Here is a 17,796-nt window from a genome sequence, read left to right as displayed (position 1 = left end):
CGTCCAGACCTACCGGACCAACGCGCCACTCGTACAAACCGCGCCGGCCCGGCGGTGCACCCAGGGCCTGCAGCCCCGCCGGGCGAGCGGCCCGCCCGTCCAGACCTGTTGAACCAAGGCGCCGCTCGTGCGAAACCCCGGCTCAGACACTGCCCGGCCGGCAGACCGGAGATCCGCGCCGCCGGCCGGTCGGTGAGCTGGATCAGTCGCGGCGGGTGCGGCTGCCGCCGGCGGCGGCCCCGGCGAACCCGCGGTCGCGACGGACATTGGCCCTGCGGCCCTTCAGCGTGGTGCTGCCGCGCAGGCTACGGAGCACATCGTCCGCGGCGTGCTCGGGGATCTCCACCAGCGCGTGCCGCTCGTGGATCTGGATCGCGCCGATGTCGCGGCCCGACAGGTTGGACTCGTTGGCGAGCGCGCCCACGATGTCCTGCGGCCGGACGCCGCTGGCGCGGCCCGCGTTGACGAAGAGGCGGGTGGTGCCGGCCTTCGGCGGGCGTGTGCCCGCCGCGCCACCGCGACCGCGGGACTCCCGCGGTCCACCGGAGCGCGGCATGCTCACCACCGGGATGTCCTCGCCGTCCTCCGGCGAGCCGGCGGCCTCCTGCATGAGACGGACCGCGGCGGCGGCGACGTCGACGGCGTCGAACTCGGCCGTGAGGCCGGTCAGCATCGCCCGCACCCCGTCCGGGTCGGCGGGTGTGGCGGCGGGGTCGGCGGCGTCGGGGTCGAGGTCGGCGATCAGCCGCTCGCGCAGAGCCGCGGCCGTGCGGTCCAAGCGGGCGGCCCGCAGGTCTGCGGCCGTGGGCACCGCGGCGAACGCGATGGGCTGGCCGGTGAGCCGCTCGACGGCACGCAGCGCGTGCACCTTCGACGGCGGCACCAGCGTGATCGCGACGCCCTCGCGTCCGGCCCGGCCGACCCGGCCGATCCGGTGGACGTAGGCCTCCGACGACTGCGGCACGTCGTGGTTCACCACGTGCGTGAGCAGGTCGATGTCCAGGCCGCGAGCGGCCACGTCGGTGGCGACCAGCAGTTCGGTGCGCCCGCTGCGCAGCCGCTCGACCACGCGGGTGCGGTGCTCCTGGTCCATGCCGCCGTGCAGGGCCTCGGCGCGCAGGCCGCGGGCGGTGAGCATCTCGGTGACGGCGTCGACGTCCAGGCGGGTGCGGCAGAAGACGATCGCGGCGGCGGGCCGCTCGGCCTCCAGGATGCGCCCGAGCGCGGCGGTGGTGTGGGTGCGCGGGACGAGGTACGCGGTCTGGCGCACCTTGGGCGCCTCGCCCTCGGCCACGGCCTCGCGACGGATGCGGACGGTGACCGGTTCGCGCAGGTACTTCTGCGCGAGGATCTCGATGCGCCGCGGCATGGTGGCCGAGAACAGCACCGCCTGACGGGTGTCCGGAGTGGCATCGAGCAGTGTCTCGATGTCCTCGACGAAGCCCATGTCGAGCATCTCGTCGGCTTCGTCGAGCACGACGATCTCGAGGTCGTCCAGGCGCAGCGCGCCACGGTTCATCAGGTCGATCGCGCGACCCGGCGTGGCCACGACGACGTCGACGCCGTTCTGCAACGCCTTCCACTGTGGGCCGACGGGCGCACCGCCGTACACGGTGAGGACGCGCGCGCCGAGCCGGGCGCCGTAGCGGCTCACGGCCTCGGACACCTGCAGCGCCAGCTCACGTGTGGGAGCGAGGATCAGCCCGAACGGCGCCTCGCCGCGGGCCCGCTCGGGGCGCTGTTCGGCAAGCCGCTCGAGCATCGGGAGCGCGAACGCGGCGGTCTTGCCGGTGCCGGTGGCGGCCTGGCCCAGCAGGTCGCGGCCCTCGACGAGGGGCGCGATGGACTCCGCCTGGATGGGGCTGGGGTGGGTGTAGCCGAGCTCCTCCACCGCGGCCAGCAGCTCGGCACGCAGAGGGAGGTCGGAGAATCGGGGGAGGTCGGGCTGGTTGTCTTGCAAGGTCCCGTCGAGGGGCAGGGTCACAGATCGTCTTCCGTCGCAGTGAAACGGGAGCGCGAACGGCACTCCCGCGGGCGAGCCCGCGGGGCCTGCGGCACGATAACTACCTGGCCGGTGCGGTCTCTGGTGGACTTCAACGCGCCACCGACTGAACATAGTCCCAGGTGCCCGATCAACCCGCGCACCCGCCCCGCTCTGCGCCCAACGGAACGCCGGCAGCGCCTGGGCGCGTGCCGGGCGGTGGAAGTGTGGTGGTTGGATCGAATGGTGCGGTTACTGATGTGGGACGTGGACCGCACCCTGCTCGTCGGCGGTGGGGTGGGGGTCGAGGCCTATGCGGCCGCCTTCACCGCCGTCACGGGGTTGCCGTGGGCCGGTGCCCTGGTCGCCGCCGGCCGTACGGACCTCGAGATCACCCCGGAACTGTTCGCACTGCACGGCATCCCCGACGCGACCCCGCACATCGACGGGTTCTTCACGCGCTACGCGTCCGAGTTCGATGCGCGCAGCCATCTCATGCGCGTGCAGGGACGGCTGCTGCCCGGCGTCGCCGACGTCCTCGCCGCGCTGCACGCCCGTCCCGGTGTCGTGCAGACGCTCGTCACCGGCAACATCACCGCCATCGGGATCGCGAAGGTGGGGGTGTTCGGGTTGGAGCAGTACCTCGACACCACCATCGGGGCATACGGCGACGACCACGCGGTGCGCTCCGAGCTCGTATGGCGTTGCAGGAAGCGGGCCGAGGCCGCGCACGGGCCGTTCGCCGACGAGGACGTCGTGGTGATCGGTGACACCGTGCACGACGTCGCCGCTGCCCTCACCGCCGGCGTGATGGCCGTCGGGGTGGCCACCGGCGCGACGCCTGCGGCGGCCCTCACCGCCGCAGGCGCCCACCACGTGCTCGACGACCTCGGGGACGTCGAGGAGGTCGTCGCGCTCCTGGCCGGCTGACCGGCTTTCCGGGTGACCGGCTTTCCGGGTGACCGGCTTTCCGGGTGAACGGCGCTCCCGATCGACAAGGCCGGCCCACCGAGCGCTCGTACCTCGCAACTCGCAACAGCCGGGTGCCGTTGTCCTCGGCACCCGGCCTGCGAGTCAGCGGATGGTGTCAGTCCTTGCGGTCGCCCGTGAGCCCCGCGCGGCGCAGAGCGTCGGCCATGGCGCTGTTGGCCAGACCCCCACCGGAACCGCCCGAACCACCCGAACCGCCGCCCTGCCGGCCGCCCCCACCGCGCCGGTCGCCGCCGCGGCCGCGCTGGTCGCCGCCTCGCTGGGTGCCCTTCTGGTCGCGCGGTCCGCCCTTCTGGTCGCGGGGCCTGCCCTTCTGGTCACGAGGGCCACGGTCGCCGCCCTTCTGATCACCGCCGGTGCGCGGCTGCTTGGGGCTCACCTCGTCGTCGAGGCGGAGGGTCAGCGAGATCCGCTTGCGCGCCTCGTCGACCTCCAGCACCTTGACGCGCACGACGTCCCCGGACTTGACGACCTCGCGCGGGTCGCTCACGAAGTTCTTCGACATCGCCGACACGTGCACGAGTCCGTCCTGGTGGACGCCCACGTCGACGAACGCACCGAACGCGGCGACGTTGGTGACCTGGCCCTCCAGCAGCATCCCCGGCCGCAGGTCGGCGATCTTGTGGACGCCCTCGGCGAACGTGGCGGTGCGGAACTCCGGGCGCGGGTCGCGGCCGGGCTTCTCCAACTCCGTGAGGATGTCGGTGACGGTCGGGAGGCCGAACGTCCCGTCGACGAAGTCGTGCGGGCGCAGTGACTTGATCTTCTGGGCGTTGCCGATCAACGTCGCGATGTCGGTCTTCGCCCGCTGCAGGATCCGGTGCACGACGGGGTAGGACTCCGGGTGCACACCCGAGACGTCGAGGGGGTCCTCGCCGTCGCGGATCCGCAGGAAGCCCGCGCACTGCTCGAACGCCTTCGGGCCGAGCCGCGGCACGTCGGCCAGGGCGCGGCGGGTGCGGAAGGGCCCGTTGGTGTCGCGGTGCTGCACGATCTGGGTTGCCAGACCCTCGGTGATCCCGGAGACCCGGCGCAGAAGGGGTACCGACGCGGTGTTCACGTCGACGCCGACCGCGTTCACACAGTCCTCGACCACCGCGTCGAGCGAGCGGGAGAGCGACGACTCGGGCAGGTCGTGCTGGTACTGGCCGACGCCGATCGACTTCGGGTCGATCTTCACGAGCTCGGCGAGTGGGTCCTGCAGCCGCCGTGCGATCGACACGGCCCCGCGCAGCGAGACGTCGAGTCCGGGCAGCTCGGCCGAGGCGAAGGCCGACGCCGAGTACACGGAGGCGCCTGCCTCGCTGACGACGACCGGGGTCAGCTTGAGGCCGGGGTTCTTCGCCGCGAGCTCCCGGGCGAGCTGGTCGGTCTCCCGCGAGGCGGTGCCGTTGCCGATCGCGACGAGGTCGACGTCGTGTGCGGCGGCGAGCTTCGTGAGGGTGGCGAGCGCGCCGTTCCAGTCACGCCGCGGCTCGTGCGGGTAGATCGTGTCGGTGGCAACGACCTTGCCCGTGGCGTCGACGACGGCCACCTTCACGCCGGTGCGCAGGCCCGGGTCCAGCCCCATGGTCGCGCGGCTGCCCGCGGGAGCGGCGAGCAGGAGGTCGCGCAGGTTGGACGCGAAGACGCCGATGGCGCCCTCCTCGGCGACGGTGCGCAGCCGCACCCGGATGTCGATGCCCAGGTGCAGCAGGATCCGCGTGCGCCAGGCCCAGCGCACGGCGTCGCCGAGCCACTTGTCGGCCGGCCTGCCCTGGTCGGAGACGCCGAACGCGACGGCGATCGTGCGCTCGTAGTCGGTGACGGCGCCGGGCACCGGCTCCTCGGATCCGTCGTCGGGCTCCAGGGAGACGTCGAGCACCTCCTCCTTCTCACCGCGGAACGCGGCCAGGATGCGATGCGACGGGAGCTTCGTGAACGGCTCGGTGAAGTCGAAGTAGTCGGCGAACTTCGCGCCCTCGGTCTCCTTGCCCTCGCGGACCTTCGTGACCAGGCGCCCTCGCGTCCACATCCGCTCGCGGAGGCCACCGATCAGGTCGGCGTCCTCGGCGAAGCGCTCGACGAGGATCGACCTGGCGCCCTCCAGCGCGGCGGCCGCGTCGGCGACCTGCTCGTTGACGAACCCGGCCGCGACGGTGGACGGGTCCTGCGAGGGGTCGGCGAGCAGGGTGTCGGCCAGCGGCTCCAGCCCGGCTTCGCGCGCGATCATCGCCTTGGTGCGGCGCTTGGGCTTGTAGGGCAGGTAGATGTCCTCGAGGCGGGCCTTCGACTCTGCCGCCATGATCCGCGCCTCGAGCGCCTCGTCCAGCTTGCCCTGCTTGCGGATCTCGTCGAGGACCACCGTGCGGCGTTCCTCCAGCTCGCGCAGGTAACGCAGGCGCTCCTCGAGCGTGCGCAGCTGCGTGTCATCGAGGGCCCCGGTGGCCTCCTTGCGGTACCGGGCGACGAACGGGACGGTGGCGCCACCGTCGAGCAGGTCGACGGCCGCGGCCACTTGGTGGGTCCGCACGCCGAGCTCGTCGGCGATGCGCTGCTGGATCGAGTGGACCGGGGTTGTCGACGGAGACTGCGTGCCTGTCACGGGAACATCGTCGCGGGCGCCCCCGCGCACGTCCGCGCGGGGGTCGCCCTTGTCACAGCGGCCGGTCACCTCCGGTCACGGTCTACCGGGGGGCAGGCACGGGTGGCGGCGAGTCGTCGGTGTACCCGGTGCCGACCACGAGCTCGTAGTTGGTCAGTTCGGCGCTCCCGTCCGGTTGCACCAGCCGGGTCTCCCGGGCAAGCGGTCTGCCGGAGTCGGGGTCGATGATCAGGCGCGACTCGAACGTCCCGTTGCGGCTCTCGTCGATCACCGCCACGGCCTGGCCGGTACGCCCCTGTGCGTCCTGCACAGAACCGAGGTCCCGCACCCCGGACAGGTCGTCGAGCATCCGGTAGGCCGCCGCCCGCACTCCTGGGCTGACAGGCATGTCCGTGATGATGTTGCTGCCGACGGCGAAGAGCCAGCGATCCTGGTCGGTGGGCATGTCACCGCCGCCGCCGTGGAACCGGTCGAGCAGTGCGGACCGCAGCTGAGCGGGATCGGTGGGAAGCGCGTCGATCTCCTGCTGGGTGACGTTGCGGTCCCCGAGGGCGAACGACTCCGAGCCGGTACCGATGGGATTGCCGAACGGCGGGCGTTCGGCAGCCGAGATCTCCAGCGAGCCGCGCTTGCCGGCAGGCGCGTCAACCGTCCAGCTGTCCGGCTCGCCGTCCCGCTGCCACGCGGCACGGTCGGCCGGCCCCAAGGGCCGCGCGCCGAGCGACTGGCTGATCCACCAGCTCGTCCCGTCGGGCGCCTGCGCGACCCAGGTCTCGGCCCGGCCACGCTCGACCACCCGGTACCGGTTGTCCGCCGGACCGACCTCGCTGATCACTCCCGACTCGGTCCGGTTGACCCAGTACCGGCCACTTCCCGGCGCGGCGTCCTCCGCCCGCTCCGCGGCCACCAGGAGGATGTTCTGCCCGCCGGGCTGAACGGCACCGACCGGCGCGTTCACGACCGGCGCGGCCGGCGTGATGCCCCCGAGGACCACGGTGACCACGAGCCCGGCGGCGGCGAGGCCTCCCACACCCGCCAAGGGCCACACCCACCGCCGCTGTGCCTGCTGTGGACGTGCGCGCCTCACGGCCGGGTCAGCGGCTCGCTGCAGCAGCCGCTGCCGGGCGCGCGCCAACGCCTCAGGGTCCTCGGGTGTCTCCGCCCGCATCCCGGCGAGAAGCTCGATCTCGTTCACGGTGTCTCCTTCTTCTCGCTGTGCGGGTCGGACTGCGCCGGAAGTGCCGAACGGAGCCGCGCGCGGCCCCTGCTCAGCCGGGAGCGGACAGTCCCGACGGGGATGCTCAGTGCCTCGGCGATCTCGGCGTAGCCGAGGTCGGCCCACGCGAACAGCAGCAGGACGTCGCGCTCCGTGCCGGGCATCGCGGCGAGCGCGGCGGCCAGTTCGCGGGAGAACCGGCCGGCGTCAACCCGTTCGGCGATGCGCTCGGCCATGCCCTCCATGACGGGGTCGCGCCCGGTGCGGGCGATGGCGCGGAAGCCGCGCTGTTCCTGGCGGTGGAAGCGGCGCAGCAGGTTGGTCGCTATCCCGAAGAGCCATGGCACGACGGCCCGAGCGGGATCGAACCGGCCGCGCTGCTCGAACGCGGTCAGGAAGACCTCTGCGACCAGGTCCTCTGCCGTGCTCGCGCCGACGCGGCGGGCGCAGTAGCTGCGGATGGCGGCTGCGTGCCGGTCGAAGATCAGCGCGAACTCATCAGGCCGGGCCAGCGACGCGACGAGCACGGCGCTGTCGTCCGCGACAGCCGGTTGCGGGTTCTGCGAGACGTCCTCCTCGGACGGGACGAGCCGGAGCGGGGGCGGCTGCGGTGGATCGTTTCCTACGAGCCGGGGTGCGGTCACACCTCTCCTTGCCCGATGTGCCGGATCCGGTTCCCGTCGTCCCATCGTGCGTCGATACGCAGTGCGGAACGTGGTCAACAGCCCTTGCGGAGATCGCGAATCCCGGGCGAAGGTCATGTCATACGGATGTGACGCAGATGACACGAGCGCCACTCACGCTCGTTCGAGACCCACAGGGCTCGACCCGCGACTGCACCCCTAGACCTCCGGGAGCCGCTCATGACCGCCGCACCGCCCGCCGGCACGGTCGCCGGCGCCGCACCCCCCGAGACCACCGCTCCGGGCCGCCTCGCCGACGGAGTACTCGGCCTGCCCTCCGTGCTCTTCTGCATCGTCACCGGTGCCGCGCCACTGGCCGCGATGTTGTTCAACGTCCCCGTCGCCACGCTCGGCGGCGGGTACGCCTCCCCCGCCGCGTTCATCGTCGCCACCGTCGCCCTGACGATCTTCTCGGTCGGCTACATCGCGATGTGCCGCCGCGTCACCTCAGCCGGCGGGTTCTACACGTTCGTCACCCGCGGCCTCGGCCGCGTGGTCGGCCTGGGATCCGGGCTGCTCATCGCGATCTGCTACATGGTGTTCGCCGCCGCGGTGACCGGGACCATGGGCTACTTCGCCTCCACCACGGTCGAGAGCCTCACCGGAGTGGCCCTCCCGGCCTGGGCCTACATGATCGTCGGGCTCGCGCTGATGAGTCTCTTCGCCGTCTTCCACATCGAGCTGACGGCCAAGGTGCTCGGTGTGGCGCTCATCGCCGAGCTGCTGGTGCTGATCGTGCTGGCCGTCGGAGTGTTCGCCGCCGGTGGCGCCGAGGGGTTCTCGGTCGCCCCGCTGAACCCGGTGAACATCTTCGGCAACTCCGCGGCGATCCAGGTCTTCGGCACCGGCGCCGCCGGCGTCGCGCTGTTCGCGGCGTTCTGGTCGTGGGTGGGCTTCGAGATGGCCCCGAACTACGCCGAGGAGACCCGCGACCCGCACCGGATCGCGAAGGCCGCGACGTACGGGTCGGTCATCGGGCTCGGCGTGTTCTACACCGTCATCTCCTACGTGTTCGTCACCGGCTGGGGCCTGAACGGCTCGGCCGAGGCGATCAAGGCGCAGTACGCGGGCGAGACGGCGTCGGCGTTCTACCCGCTCACCGACCGCTACGTCGGGTCGTGGGCCACCGTGCTCATGGAGATCCTCATCGTCACCGGCTCGTTCGCCTGCGCGATGGCCTTCTACAACACCAGCGCCCGCTACCTGTTCGCGCTCGGCCGCGAGGGGGTGCTGCCGAGCGCTCTCGCCCGTACGTCCTCGCGGCGCAGCCCCGTGATCGCCGCGATGACCGTGACGGTGCTCGTCGGGCTCTACTGCCTCGCGTTCGTGATCTACGACCCCAGCAACGAGGGTGCGCTGCTCAAGCTCGGCACGTGGTCGCCCCTGCTCGGTGTGCTGGGGATCCTCGCGGTGCAGGCGCTGGTCTCCATCGCGATCATCCGCTACTTCCTCACCGCCGCCCGTTCCGAGTTCCGCTGGTGGTCCACGCTCGTCGCCCCGATACTCGGTTTCACGGCCATGGCGGGGGCGTGCGTACTGCTCGTCGTCAACCGCTATGACCTGGCCGGCGCGGGCGACGCCACCTACATCAGGCTGCTGCCGTGGGTGGTGCTCGCGGTATTCCTCGCGGGAATGGCAGTGGCCGTGGTCTTGCGCAGCCGCTATCCCACGAGGTACTCCCGGATCGGCCAGTTCGAGGTCGCCGAAAGCGTGGACGCCCCATCCGACACACCGCAGGGAGCCACAGCATGACCGCCGTCGAGGACCATACCGTCGCCCCAACCAGCACGGGCCATCCGCTGGAGCCGCTCACCGGCGACGAAGTCACTGCCGCCGTCCAGGTGCTGCGCAGCGCCAGGGGGATGACGGGGACGACCAGGTTCGTGTTCGTCACGCTGCACGAACCGTCGAAGGCCGCGGTGTTCGACTGGTCTCCCGGCGACGAGCCGCTACCACGGGAAGCGCACATCGTGCTCTACGAGCGCGGCGAACGCACCACGTACGAGGCGGTCGTCTCGCTCACCGACGAGGCGGTCCTGTCCTTCGAGGCCATCGAGGGCGTGCAGGCGCCGATGATGGCGGAGGAGTTCGAGTCCTGCGAGAAGATCGTGCAGGCCGACCCGCGCTGGCAGGAGGCCATGCGGCTGCGCGGCGTCGAGGACTTCTCGCTCACCATGATCGACCCGTGGGCGTCGAGCTGGACGGGCCCGCAGGACCACCCGTCCGTGCGCCGGATCGCGCGTCCGCTGACCTGGGTGCGCTCGGCGCCGGGCGAGCACGGGTACGCCCGGCCCGTCGAGGGCCTGGTCGTGGTGGTGGACCTCGACGCAGGCGAGGTGATCGAGGTCAACGACCACGGCGTCGTCCCGATCCCCGAGGCGCCGGGCAACTACGAGGAGCCGTGGATCTTCGAGCCGGGCAACGTCCCCGCTGTCGAGGCTTACCGCGACGACGTCAAGCCGATCGAGATCACGCAGCCGGAGGGCCCGAGCTTCACGGTGGACGGGCACGCGGTCGCCTGGCAGAAATGGCAGCTGCGGATCGGCTTCACCCCGCGCGAGGGACTGGTGCTGCACCAGGTCGGCTATGACGGACGACCGATCGTCTACCGGGCCTCGCTCGCCGAGATGTACGTGCCCTACGGGGACCCGGCACCGACGCACCGCTTCAAGAACGTGTTCGACCAGGGCGAGTACGGCGTGGGCTGGCTGGCGAACCAGCTGACGCTCGGCTGCGACTGCGTGGGGCACATCGAGTACTTCGACGCGGTCGTCAACGACAACGACGGCGCCCCGGTCACGATCAACAACGCCGTCTGCATGCACGAGGAGGACGCGGGCATCGCCTGGAAGCACACCGACTTCCGCACCGGCGCGGTGCAGGTGCGGCGCAGGCGGCGCCTGGTGATCTCCACGATCGTCACCGTCGGGAACTACGAGTACGGGTACTTCTGGTACCTCTACAACGACGGGCTGATCGAGTACGAGATCAAGCTCAGTGGCGTCATCTCCACGGGGGCCATCGCGCCGGGCGAGACACCCAAGCACGGCACGCTCGTCGCCCCGGGCCTCTACGGGCCGAACCACCAGCACTTCTTCTGCGTGCGGCTCGACATGAGCGTGGACGGGCGCGCCAACACCGTGGTCGAGATCGACTCGGCACCGAGCCCACCAGGCCCGGACAACCCGCACGGCAACGCCTGGGAGGTGCAGCGCACCGTGCTCGCGAGCGAGTCGGTCGCGAAACGCGACACCGACGCGGCGCGGGCGCGGCACTGGCGGATCGAGAGCGCCGAGAAGACCTCCGCTCTCGGCGCGCCCACGGCCTACGCGCTGATGCCGGGATCGAACGTGCCCCCGATGTACTCGCCCGACGCGCTCTACGCCCCGCGGTCCGGGTTCACGGAGCACCAGCTGTGGGTCACCGCCCACGACGACTCGCAGCGCTTCGCTGCGGGCGACTACCCCGCCCAGCACCCGGGCGGCCAGGGACTGCCCGTGTACGGGGCGGGCGACCGTCCGCTGGAGGGCACGGACGTGGTGGTCTGGTACACGTTCGGGGCCCACCACGTCGTGCGACCGGAGGACTGGCCGGTGATGCCGGTCAGCACGGTGGGCTTCATGCTCAAGCCCACCGGGTTCTTCGACGGCAACCCCGCCCTGGACCTCCCGCCGACCACGCCCCACTGCCACAGCTGACCAGCCACCGCCGAGTGTCCCCGGGCGAGAGCGCGGGGGCACTCGGCGACGGCAGGGCCGCGACCTGTGACTCGAAGGCACGTGACCGGGGCGACTTCGCGGGTCCCCGGCGCCGGGGGCGGGGTTAGCGTCGCGGTCATGGCACAGGACGCGCCGGCAACGATCACGATCAGGCACGCCACGTCCTCCGACGGCACCACCATCGGGTGGCGGCAGCTCGGCAGCGGTCCTGCGATCGTCGTCATGCACGGCGCGATCGCCACCGGCGAGCAGTGGCTTCCCGTCGCCCACGCTCTCGCCGACGAGTACACGATGCTGCTCGTCGACCGCCGGGGCCGCGGCCTGAGCGGTGACGCCGAGGCTTACGACCTGAGCACCGAGGTGGCCGACCTCGAGGCCGTCCTCGCCGTGGCCGGGCCCGGGGCCACGGTGCTCGGGCACTCCTACGGCGCGATCACCGCGGCGGCGACCGTCGCGGCGGGGGCCGGTGTCTCGGCGCTGGTGCTGTACGAGCCCCCGCTGCCGGTGAACGGGTCGTTCCTCGGCACCGCGCTCGCTCCTCTCGCCGCGGCTGTCGCGGCCGGTGAGAACGAGCGGGTGCTGTCGATCATGCTGACCGACATCGTGCACACGCCGGAGGCCGACGTCGATGCCTTGCGGCAGACCACGATGTGGGCCGAGATGGTCGCGCTCGCCCCCACGCTGGAGCGCGAACTGCGGGTCGTCGACGGGCTGGCAGGCGACGTCGACAGGTTCACGACGATCCGGCAGCCCACCTTGCTGCTGCTCGGCTCCGACACGGCACAGCACCACGTCGATGCCACGCGGTTCCTCACCGAACGCCTGCCCCACGCCACGCTCGTCGAGCTTCCCGGCCAGGAGCACTTCGCCCATGCCACCGCGCCCACCCTCGTCGCAGACGTGGTGCGCTCCTTCCTCCGCGGGGCCTGACCGGGGGCACTCCACCTGCGCGACATGGACACACCTCGCTCAACCCCGGGCCGTCGGACAGCGACACGTGTCCATGTCGCGGCCCGCCCCGTCAGGCGAAGGTGACCGTGCCCGAGGCGGACGGCGGCTGCCCCGCCACCCCGGCGGTCAGCTGCGTTCCGTCCGGCGTGCTGTCGGCGACCACGGGCGTGCCGGCGAACGCGGGCCGCTGCAGCCGGTAGGAGAACGTCCTGACCTGCCGTTCCGGGGCGAATCGCCGGGGCAGTTCCAGCAGGAGCAGCGCGAGCAGGGGCCCGTGCACGACGAGGCCGGGGTAGCCCTCGACCCCGGTGACGTAGGGGTGGTCGTAGTGGATGCGGTGGGTGTTGTAGGTCAACGCGCTGAAGCGGAAGAGCATCGCCTCGTCCGGGTCCACCCGCAGCCGCCGGCCCTCCGGCGGGGCATCAGCGGCCTCGCTCGCGGCCGGGGCCTTCTCCGGCAGCCCGCGGGCCTCACCGGCCGCTTGGGAGCGGTAGGCGAAGTCCTGCTCCTCCACCAGCGCGAGCGCACCGTCGCGCTCGAACTCGTGGCGCACCGTCACGAAGACCATCTCCCCGCTGCGCCCGCTCTTGGGGACGGCCGACACCAGGGACGACCGGCGGGTGACCACGTCGTCGACGCGCAGCGGCTCCCGCACGTCCAGCCGGCCGCCCGCGAACATGCGGCGGCGGTGCGGCAACGGCGGCAGGAACCGGCCGTGAGCAGGGTGACCGTCCTCGCCGAGGTCGGCCTGCGCGGGGTGGTCGAGCAGGTGGAACCCGTGCCACAGCGGAGGCAGTGGGTCACCGGCCTTGCCCACGGGGATCGGCTGGTCCAGCAGGGCGGCGAACGCCTCGGAGGGCCAGGCGTCGATGCGCGCCGTGGTCTCGACGGGCTCGGGCGCCCATCCGGTCAGGTGCTCAGCGAGGTCCACGTCCCGATCCTCGCCGATCGGCCGCCGAGCGGGCCACCCACGTGATCGCGGCGAGCCGGACACGACGGCCGAGGAAAGAGTCAGTCGCGCACCAGCAGCGCCACGCACTCGAAGTGGTGCGTCATCGGAAACGCGTCGAACGCGCGCAGCTCCGCAAGGCGGAATCCGCGCTCGGCGAAGAGCGCCACGTCCCGGGCCAGCGCGGCGGGATCGCATGCCACGTGCACCACACGGTCGGGAGCCCGGGCGCACAGCGCGTCGACCAGCTCACGGCCGAGCCCGCGGCGCGGCGGGTCGGCGACCACGACGTCCGGACGCGGCCCCAGGCTGCCCAGGACCCGCTCGACCCGGCCCACCCGCCATCCCACCTGGGGCAGGTCGGCGAGAGCAGCCTTCCCGTCGGCGACGGCCTGCCGTGAGGACTCCACCACCGTGACCATGCCGTTGGGTCCGACCTGATCGGCCAGCACGGAGGCGAAGAGCCCGACGCCGCCGTAGAGGTCCCATGCGATGCCGCCCCGCGGCGCGTGCGCCCACTCGCCCACCACGGCGGCGAGGGTGTCCGGGAGCGCCGGGTGGACCTGCCAGAACACGCCGGGCGAGAGCTCCCAGCGCCGGCCTGCGGCCCGCTGGATCACCGGACCGTCGTCCCCGGCGTGGACCAGCCCGTCGGCGTCCACCGCGACCTCGACCTCTGTGGCCGGTTCGAAGCCGTGCTCGAGCACGGGCGGCAGGGTTCCGGGCGGTGTGAGCGGGCAGTCCGCGATGGGCAGCACGTCGTGGCTGCGGTGCGCGCGCAGCCCGGCCCGCCCCTGCTCGTCGACGGCGAGGCGGACCCGGTGCCGCCAGCCCAGCGGCCCCCCGGGTAGCTCCTCGACGGGGACCCGCCGCTCGATGCCGGCGAGCCGGCGCAGCTGCTCGGCCAGGACGTCGGCCTTGAGGGAGCGTTGCGCGGCGGGGTCGGCGTGCTGCAGGTCGCACCCGCCGCACCCACCGGCACGGGCCCACGAGCACGGGGCCTCGACGCGGAACGGCGACGCCTCCAGCACCTCCACGACGTCCGCGCGGCAGAACGAGCCGCCACCGTCCTCGTTCACCACGGCCAGCACGCGCTCTCCCGGCAGCGCATGCCGGACGAACACCACACGGCCGTCCGAACGCGCGACGCAGTGGCCGCCGTGGGCGATCGGTCCCACTTCGAGTTCGAGGATGCGGTCGGTCCAGTCCGTCCCGAGCGCCGTCGCGCTGCTCATAGGCGTCGACGAGCCGGCTCCGCGGGTGCGGAGGGCGCGGCGGGCTCGGGCAGCGTCGCGGGCGACGCGGCCGACGGGGTGTCGTCGCTCGGCGGCACGGCCACGTAGCCGCGCCGGGTGGAGCCGGGCGGTGTCTCGGGACGGCGCTTGACGCGCTCGGAGGACTCCAGCTGCCACGGCACGCTCGTGACCATCACCCCGGGCTGGAACAGCAGCCTGCCCTTGAGCCGGAGCGCGCTCTGGTTGTGCAGGATCTGCTCCCACCAGTGCCCCACCACGTACTCGGGGATGTAGACGGTGACCACGTCGCGCGGGTTGTCCGAGCGGATCCGCTTGACGTAGTCGAGCACGGGCTTGGTGATCTCGCGATAGGGCGACTCGACCACCTTGAGCGGCACCGGCAACTTGCGTTTCTCCCAGTCGCGCATCAGCTTCTTCGTATCGCTGTCGTCGACGTTGACGGTGACCGCCTCCAGCACGTCGGGCCGGGTGGCCCGCGCGTAGGCGACGGCCCGCAGCGTGGGCTTGTGCAGCGTGGAGACCAGCACGATGGCGTGGTTGCGCGAGGGCAGCACGGCGTCGGTCTCGCCTGCCTGGAGCTCCTCGGAGACCCGGTCGTAGTGGCGTCGGATGGCCTGCATCAGAACGAAGAACACGGCCATGCCCGCGATCGCGATCCAGGCGCCACGGGTGAACTTCGTGATGAGCACGATCACGAGCACCGTGCCGGTCATCGCCGCACCGAACCCGTTGATGGCCTGCGAGCGACGCATCTTGCGGCGCATCGCGGGCTCGGTCTCGGTGGCGAGCAGCCGGTTCCAGTGCCGCAGCATCCCGAACTGGCTGAGGGTGAACGAGGTGAAGACGCCCACCGTGTAGAGCGCGATCAGCCGGGTGACGTCGGCCTGGAACCCGACGACCAGCACGATCGCGACGCCCGCCAGCACCAGGATGCCGTTGGAGAACGCGAGCCGGTCGCCGCGGGTGTGCAGCTGCCGCGGCAGGTAGCGGTCCTGCGACAGGATCGAGCCCAGCACGGGGAAGCCGTTGTAGGCGGTGTTGGCAGCCAGCACGAGGATCAGTGCGGTGACGAGGACCACGAAGAAGAACCCGGGAGCGAAGTTGCTGAACACCACCTCGGCGAGCTGCGCGACCAGCGTCTCCTGGGTGTAGCCGGGCGGCGCGTCGGCGAACTGTGTGGCGGGGAACTCGGCGATCTTCGCGTGGGTGAGCACCGCGAGCGCGATGATGCCGGAGAACATGGCCACCGAGATGGTGCCGAGGAGCAGCAGGGTGGTGGCGGCGTTGCGCGACTTCGGCTTGCGGAACGCGGGCACGCCGTTGCTGATCGCCTCCACTCCGGTGAGCGCCGCGGCGCCCTGGGTGAAGGAGCGCAGCACCAGGAGCACGAGCGCGAGGCCCGTGAACGCATCGCCCTCCGCCACCAGGTGCAGGTTCGCGCTGGGGGCTTCCAGGTTCTCCCCGAGCAGCAGGATCCGCGTCAGCCCCCAGATGATCATCGCGCCGACGCCGAAGATGAAGGCGTAGGTGGGGATCGCGAAGGCCGCCCCGGACTCCCGGACGCCTCTCAGGTTGACGGCCGTGAGGATCAGGATCGCCACCACGGCGAACTGCACCCTGTGTTCGCCCACGAACGGCACGAGTGCGCCGATGTTCGCCGCTGCCGACGAGATCGACACCGCCACCGTGAGCGTGTAGTCGACGAGCAGGGCGCTCGCCACCGTCAGCCCGGCCTTGGGCCCGAGGTTGACCGTGGCCACCTCGTAGTCGCCGCCGCCCGACGGATAGGCGTGCACGTTCTGCCGGTAGCTCGTGACGACGGTGAGCAGGACGACGACGACGGCGAGGCCGACCCAGGGGGCGAAGGCGTACGCGGCGACACCCGCCGCGGACAACGTCAGGAAGATCTCTTCCGGCGCGTACGCGACCGATGACATGGCGTCGGAGGCGAAGACGGGCAGCGCGATGCGCTTCGGTAGGAGCGTATGGGCAAGGCGGTCGCTGCGCTGCGGCCTCCCGACAAGGACGCGCTTGACGGCGACGCCGAGCTTGGACACGTACAAAGCCTATGCGGTGGACCACGCGGCCACGCGATAGCGTTCCTTCCGCGATCCGGGGAGGCTTGCGTTGTACGTCGTCATCATGGGGTGCGGTCGCGTCGGGTCCTCGCTGTCGAACGGGCTCGAACGCCTCGGGCACGAGGTCGCGGTGATCGACCACGACCGTCAGGCGTTCCGCCGGCTCAGCCCCGACTTCCGTGGCAAGCAGGTGGTCGGCGAGGGCTACCACCGCGACGTCCTCATCCAGGCAGGGGTGGAGCGGGCCGACGCGTTCGCGGCGGTGTCCAGCGGGGACAACTCCAACATCATCTCCGCGCGCGTGGCCCGCGAGACGTTCGGGATCGAGCGCGTGGTCGCCCGTATCTACGACGCCAAGCGGGCCGCCGTCTACGAACGGCTGGGCATCCCCACCGTGGCCACGGTCCCGTGGAGCACCGACCGGTTGATGCGGATGCTGCTTCCCGACGGCGTGGCGTCGGCGTGGCGCGAGCCCACCGGCACCGTCGCGATCCTGCCCCTGCCCGTCCACGAGGACTGGGTCGGCAGGCCGGTACGCGAGCTCGAAGCGGCCACCGGGTCCCGCGTGGCCTTCATCGTGCGCTTCGGCACGGGAGTGCTCCCGAAGGGGGACACGGCGGTGCAGGCTGAGGACACGGTCTACGTCGCCGCCGTCTCCGGCACGGTCAGCGACGTCACGGCGGCTGCGGCTGCTCCGCCGCAGGAGGTATGAGGACGATGCGCATCGCGATTGCGGGAGCCGGCGCCGTCGGCCGTTCGATCGCCCTGGAACTGCTGGAGAGCAAGCACCAGGTGATGCTCATCGAGCGCGAGCTCGCCAACATCGAGCCCGAGTCCGTCGAAGGTGCCGAGTGGGTGCACGCCGACGCGTGCGAGCTCGCCTCCCTCGAAGAGGCAGGCCTGGAGAGCTGCGACGTCGTGATCGCCGCCACCGGTGACGACAAGGTCAACGTGGTGGTCTCGCTGCTCGCGAAGACCGAGTTCGCCGTGCGCAGGGTCGTCGCCAGGGTGAACGACCCTCGTAACGAGTGGCTGTTCAGCGACAACTGGGGCGTCGACGTCGCCGTGTCCACCCCGCGCCTGCTGGCCGCGCTGGTGGAGGAGGCGGTGGCGGTCGGCGACCTCGTGCGGCTGCTCACGTTCCGCCAGGGGCAGGCCAACCTGGTGGAGGTCACGCTCACCCCGGACACGCCACTGGCAGGCCAGCCGGTGCGGTCGTTGAAGCTGCCCCCCGACTCGGCCCTGGTGGTGATCCTGCGCGGCGGCCGCGTGATCGTGCCGCAGGCCGACGATGCGCTGGAGGGGGGCGACGAACTGCTGTTCGTGGCCACGTCCGCGGTGGAGGAGGACATCCGCGCGGCGCTGGGCTACTAGTGCCGGCGAGGTCGG

13 protein-coding genes are annotated in these 17,796 nt (G+C 71.8%); 6 read left to right on the top strand and 7 right to left on the bottom strand.

The window, feature by feature from the left end:
- Positions 1 to 202: 202 nt before the first annotated feature.
- Positions 203 to 1,984 carry a DEAD/DEAH box helicase gene (locus MMF94_RS32115; protein WP_241041180.1) on the bottom strand — a complete coding sequence of 594 codons (1,782 nt, stop codon included), beginning with the start codon at positions 1,982 to 1,984 and terminating at the stop codon, positions 203 to 205.
- Between the two features lie 240 nt (positions 1,985 to 2,224).
- On the opposite strand from MMF94_RS32115, the gene MMF94_RS32110 reads away from it, so the two are divergent.
- Positions 2,225 to 2,911, top strand: coding sequence for an HAD family hydrolase (locus MMF94_RS32110; protein WP_241041179.1), 687 nt, complete (start codon positions 2,225 to 2,227; stop codon positions 2,909 to 2,911).
- A gap of 157 nt (positions 2,912 to 3,068) precedes the next feature.
- Here the strand turns inward: MMF94_RS32110 and MMF94_RS32105 are convergent, their stop codons facing one another.
- The 3 genes from MMF94_RS32105 to MMF94_RS32095 form a co-directional block, all read right to left on the bottom strand.
- Positions 3,069 to 5,555: a Tex family protein gene (locus MMF94_RS32105; protein WP_241041178.1), complete on the bottom strand. Its 2,487-nt coding sequence runs from the start codon at positions 5,553 to 5,555 to the stop codon at positions 3,069 to 3,071.
- Between the two features lie 82 nt (positions 5,556 to 5,637).
- Complete coding sequence (locus MMF94_RS32100) at positions 5,638 to 6,750, bottom strand: CU044_5270 family protein (protein WP_241041177.1); 1,113 nt, start codon at positions 6,748 to 6,750, stop codon at positions 5,638 to 5,640.
- Positions 6,747 to 7,415 carry an RNA polymerase sigma factor gene (locus tag MMF94_RS32095; protein ID WP_241041176.1) on the bottom strand — a complete coding sequence of 223 codons (669 nt, stop codon included), beginning with the start codon at positions 7,413 to 7,415 and terminating at the stop codon, positions 6,747 to 6,749. Before MMF94_RS32095 ends, MMF94_RS32100 begins: the two co-directional genes overlap by 4 nt.
- A 219-nt stretch (positions 7,416 to 7,634) precedes the next feature.
- Here MMF94_RS32095 and MMF94_RS32090 point away from each other — a divergent pair, with 219 nt between their 5' ends.
- The 3 genes from MMF94_RS32090 to MMF94_RS32080 all read left to right on the top strand — a co-directional run bounded on the left by MMF94_RS32090 (position 7,635) and on the right by MMF94_RS32080 (position 12,103).
- Entirely contained in the window at positions 7,635 to 9,206 is a 1,572-nt protein-coding gene (locus MMF94_RS32090; RefSeq protein WP_241041175.1) for an APC family permease, read from the top strand.
- Complete coding sequence (locus MMF94_RS32085) at positions 9,203 to 11,152, top strand: primary-amine oxidase (RefSeq protein ID WP_241041174.1); 1,950 nt, start codon at positions 9,203 to 9,205, stop codon at positions 11,150 to 11,152. The genes MMF94_RS32090 and MMF94_RS32085 overlap by 4 nt, the downstream gene beginning before the upstream one ends.
- Before the next feature lie 138 nt (positions 11,153 to 11,290).
- Entirely contained in the window at positions 11,291 to 12,103 is an 813-nt protein-coding gene (locus MMF94_RS32080; protein WP_241041173.1) for an alpha/beta fold hydrolase, read from the top strand.
- Between the two features lie 91 nt (positions 12,104 to 12,194).
- Here MMF94_RS32080 and MMF94_RS32075 read toward each other — a convergent pair whose 3' ends face one another.
- The 3 genes from MMF94_RS32075 to MMF94_RS32065 all read right to left on the bottom strand — a co-directional run bounded on the left by MMF94_RS32075 (position 12,195) and on the right by MMF94_RS32065 (position 16,386).
- Complete coding sequence (locus MMF94_RS32075) at positions 12,195 to 13,055, bottom strand: HTD2 family dehydratase (RefSeq protein WP_241041172.1); 861 nt, start codon at positions 13,053 to 13,055, stop codon at positions 12,195 to 12,197.
- Between the two features lie 80 nt (positions 13,056 to 13,135).
- Positions 13,136 to 14,308 (bottom strand): class I SAM-dependent RNA methyltransferase, encoded by a 1,173-nt coding sequence (locus tag MMF94_RS32070; protein ID WP_241041171.1) that lies wholly within the window; start codon positions 14,306 to 14,308, stop codon positions 13,136 to 13,138.
- Positions 14,305 to 16,386 (bottom strand): APC family permease, encoded by a 2,082-nt coding sequence (locus MMF94_RS32065; protein WP_241041170.1) that lies wholly within the window; start codon positions 16,384 to 16,386, stop codon positions 14,305 to 14,307. The genes MMF94_RS32070 and MMF94_RS32065 overlap by 4 nt, the downstream gene beginning before the upstream one ends.
- A gap of 70 nt (positions 16,387 to 16,456) precedes the next feature.
- On the opposite strand from MMF94_RS32065, the gene MMF94_RS32060 reads away from it, so the two are divergent.
- Together MMF94_RS32060 and MMF94_RS32055 are read left to right on the top strand one after the other, a co-directional pair.
- Entirely contained in the window at positions 16,457 to 17,119 is a 663-nt protein-coding gene (locus MMF94_RS32060; protein WP_241041169.1) for a potassium channel family protein, read from the top strand.
- 5 nt (positions 17,120 to 17,124) lie between these two features.
- Positions 17,125 to 17,781 carry a potassium channel family protein gene (locus MMF94_RS32055; RefSeq protein ID WP_241041168.1) on the top strand — a complete coding sequence of 219 codons (657 nt, stop codon included), beginning with the start codon at positions 17,125 to 17,127 and terminating at the stop codon, positions 17,779 to 17,781.
- Positions 17,782 to 17,796: the final 15 nt, after the last annotated feature.

It is taken from the genome of Pseudonocardia alaniniphila (assembly GCF_022524485.1).
In the GTDB taxonomy this organism is placed as follows: domain Bacteria; phylum Actinomycetota; class Actinomycetes; order Mycobacteriales; family Pseudonocardiaceae; genus Pseudonocardia; species Pseudonocardia alaniniphila.
Note: the sequence above shows the minus strand (reverse complement) of the source record. Positions and strands in the feature narration are given on the sequence as shown.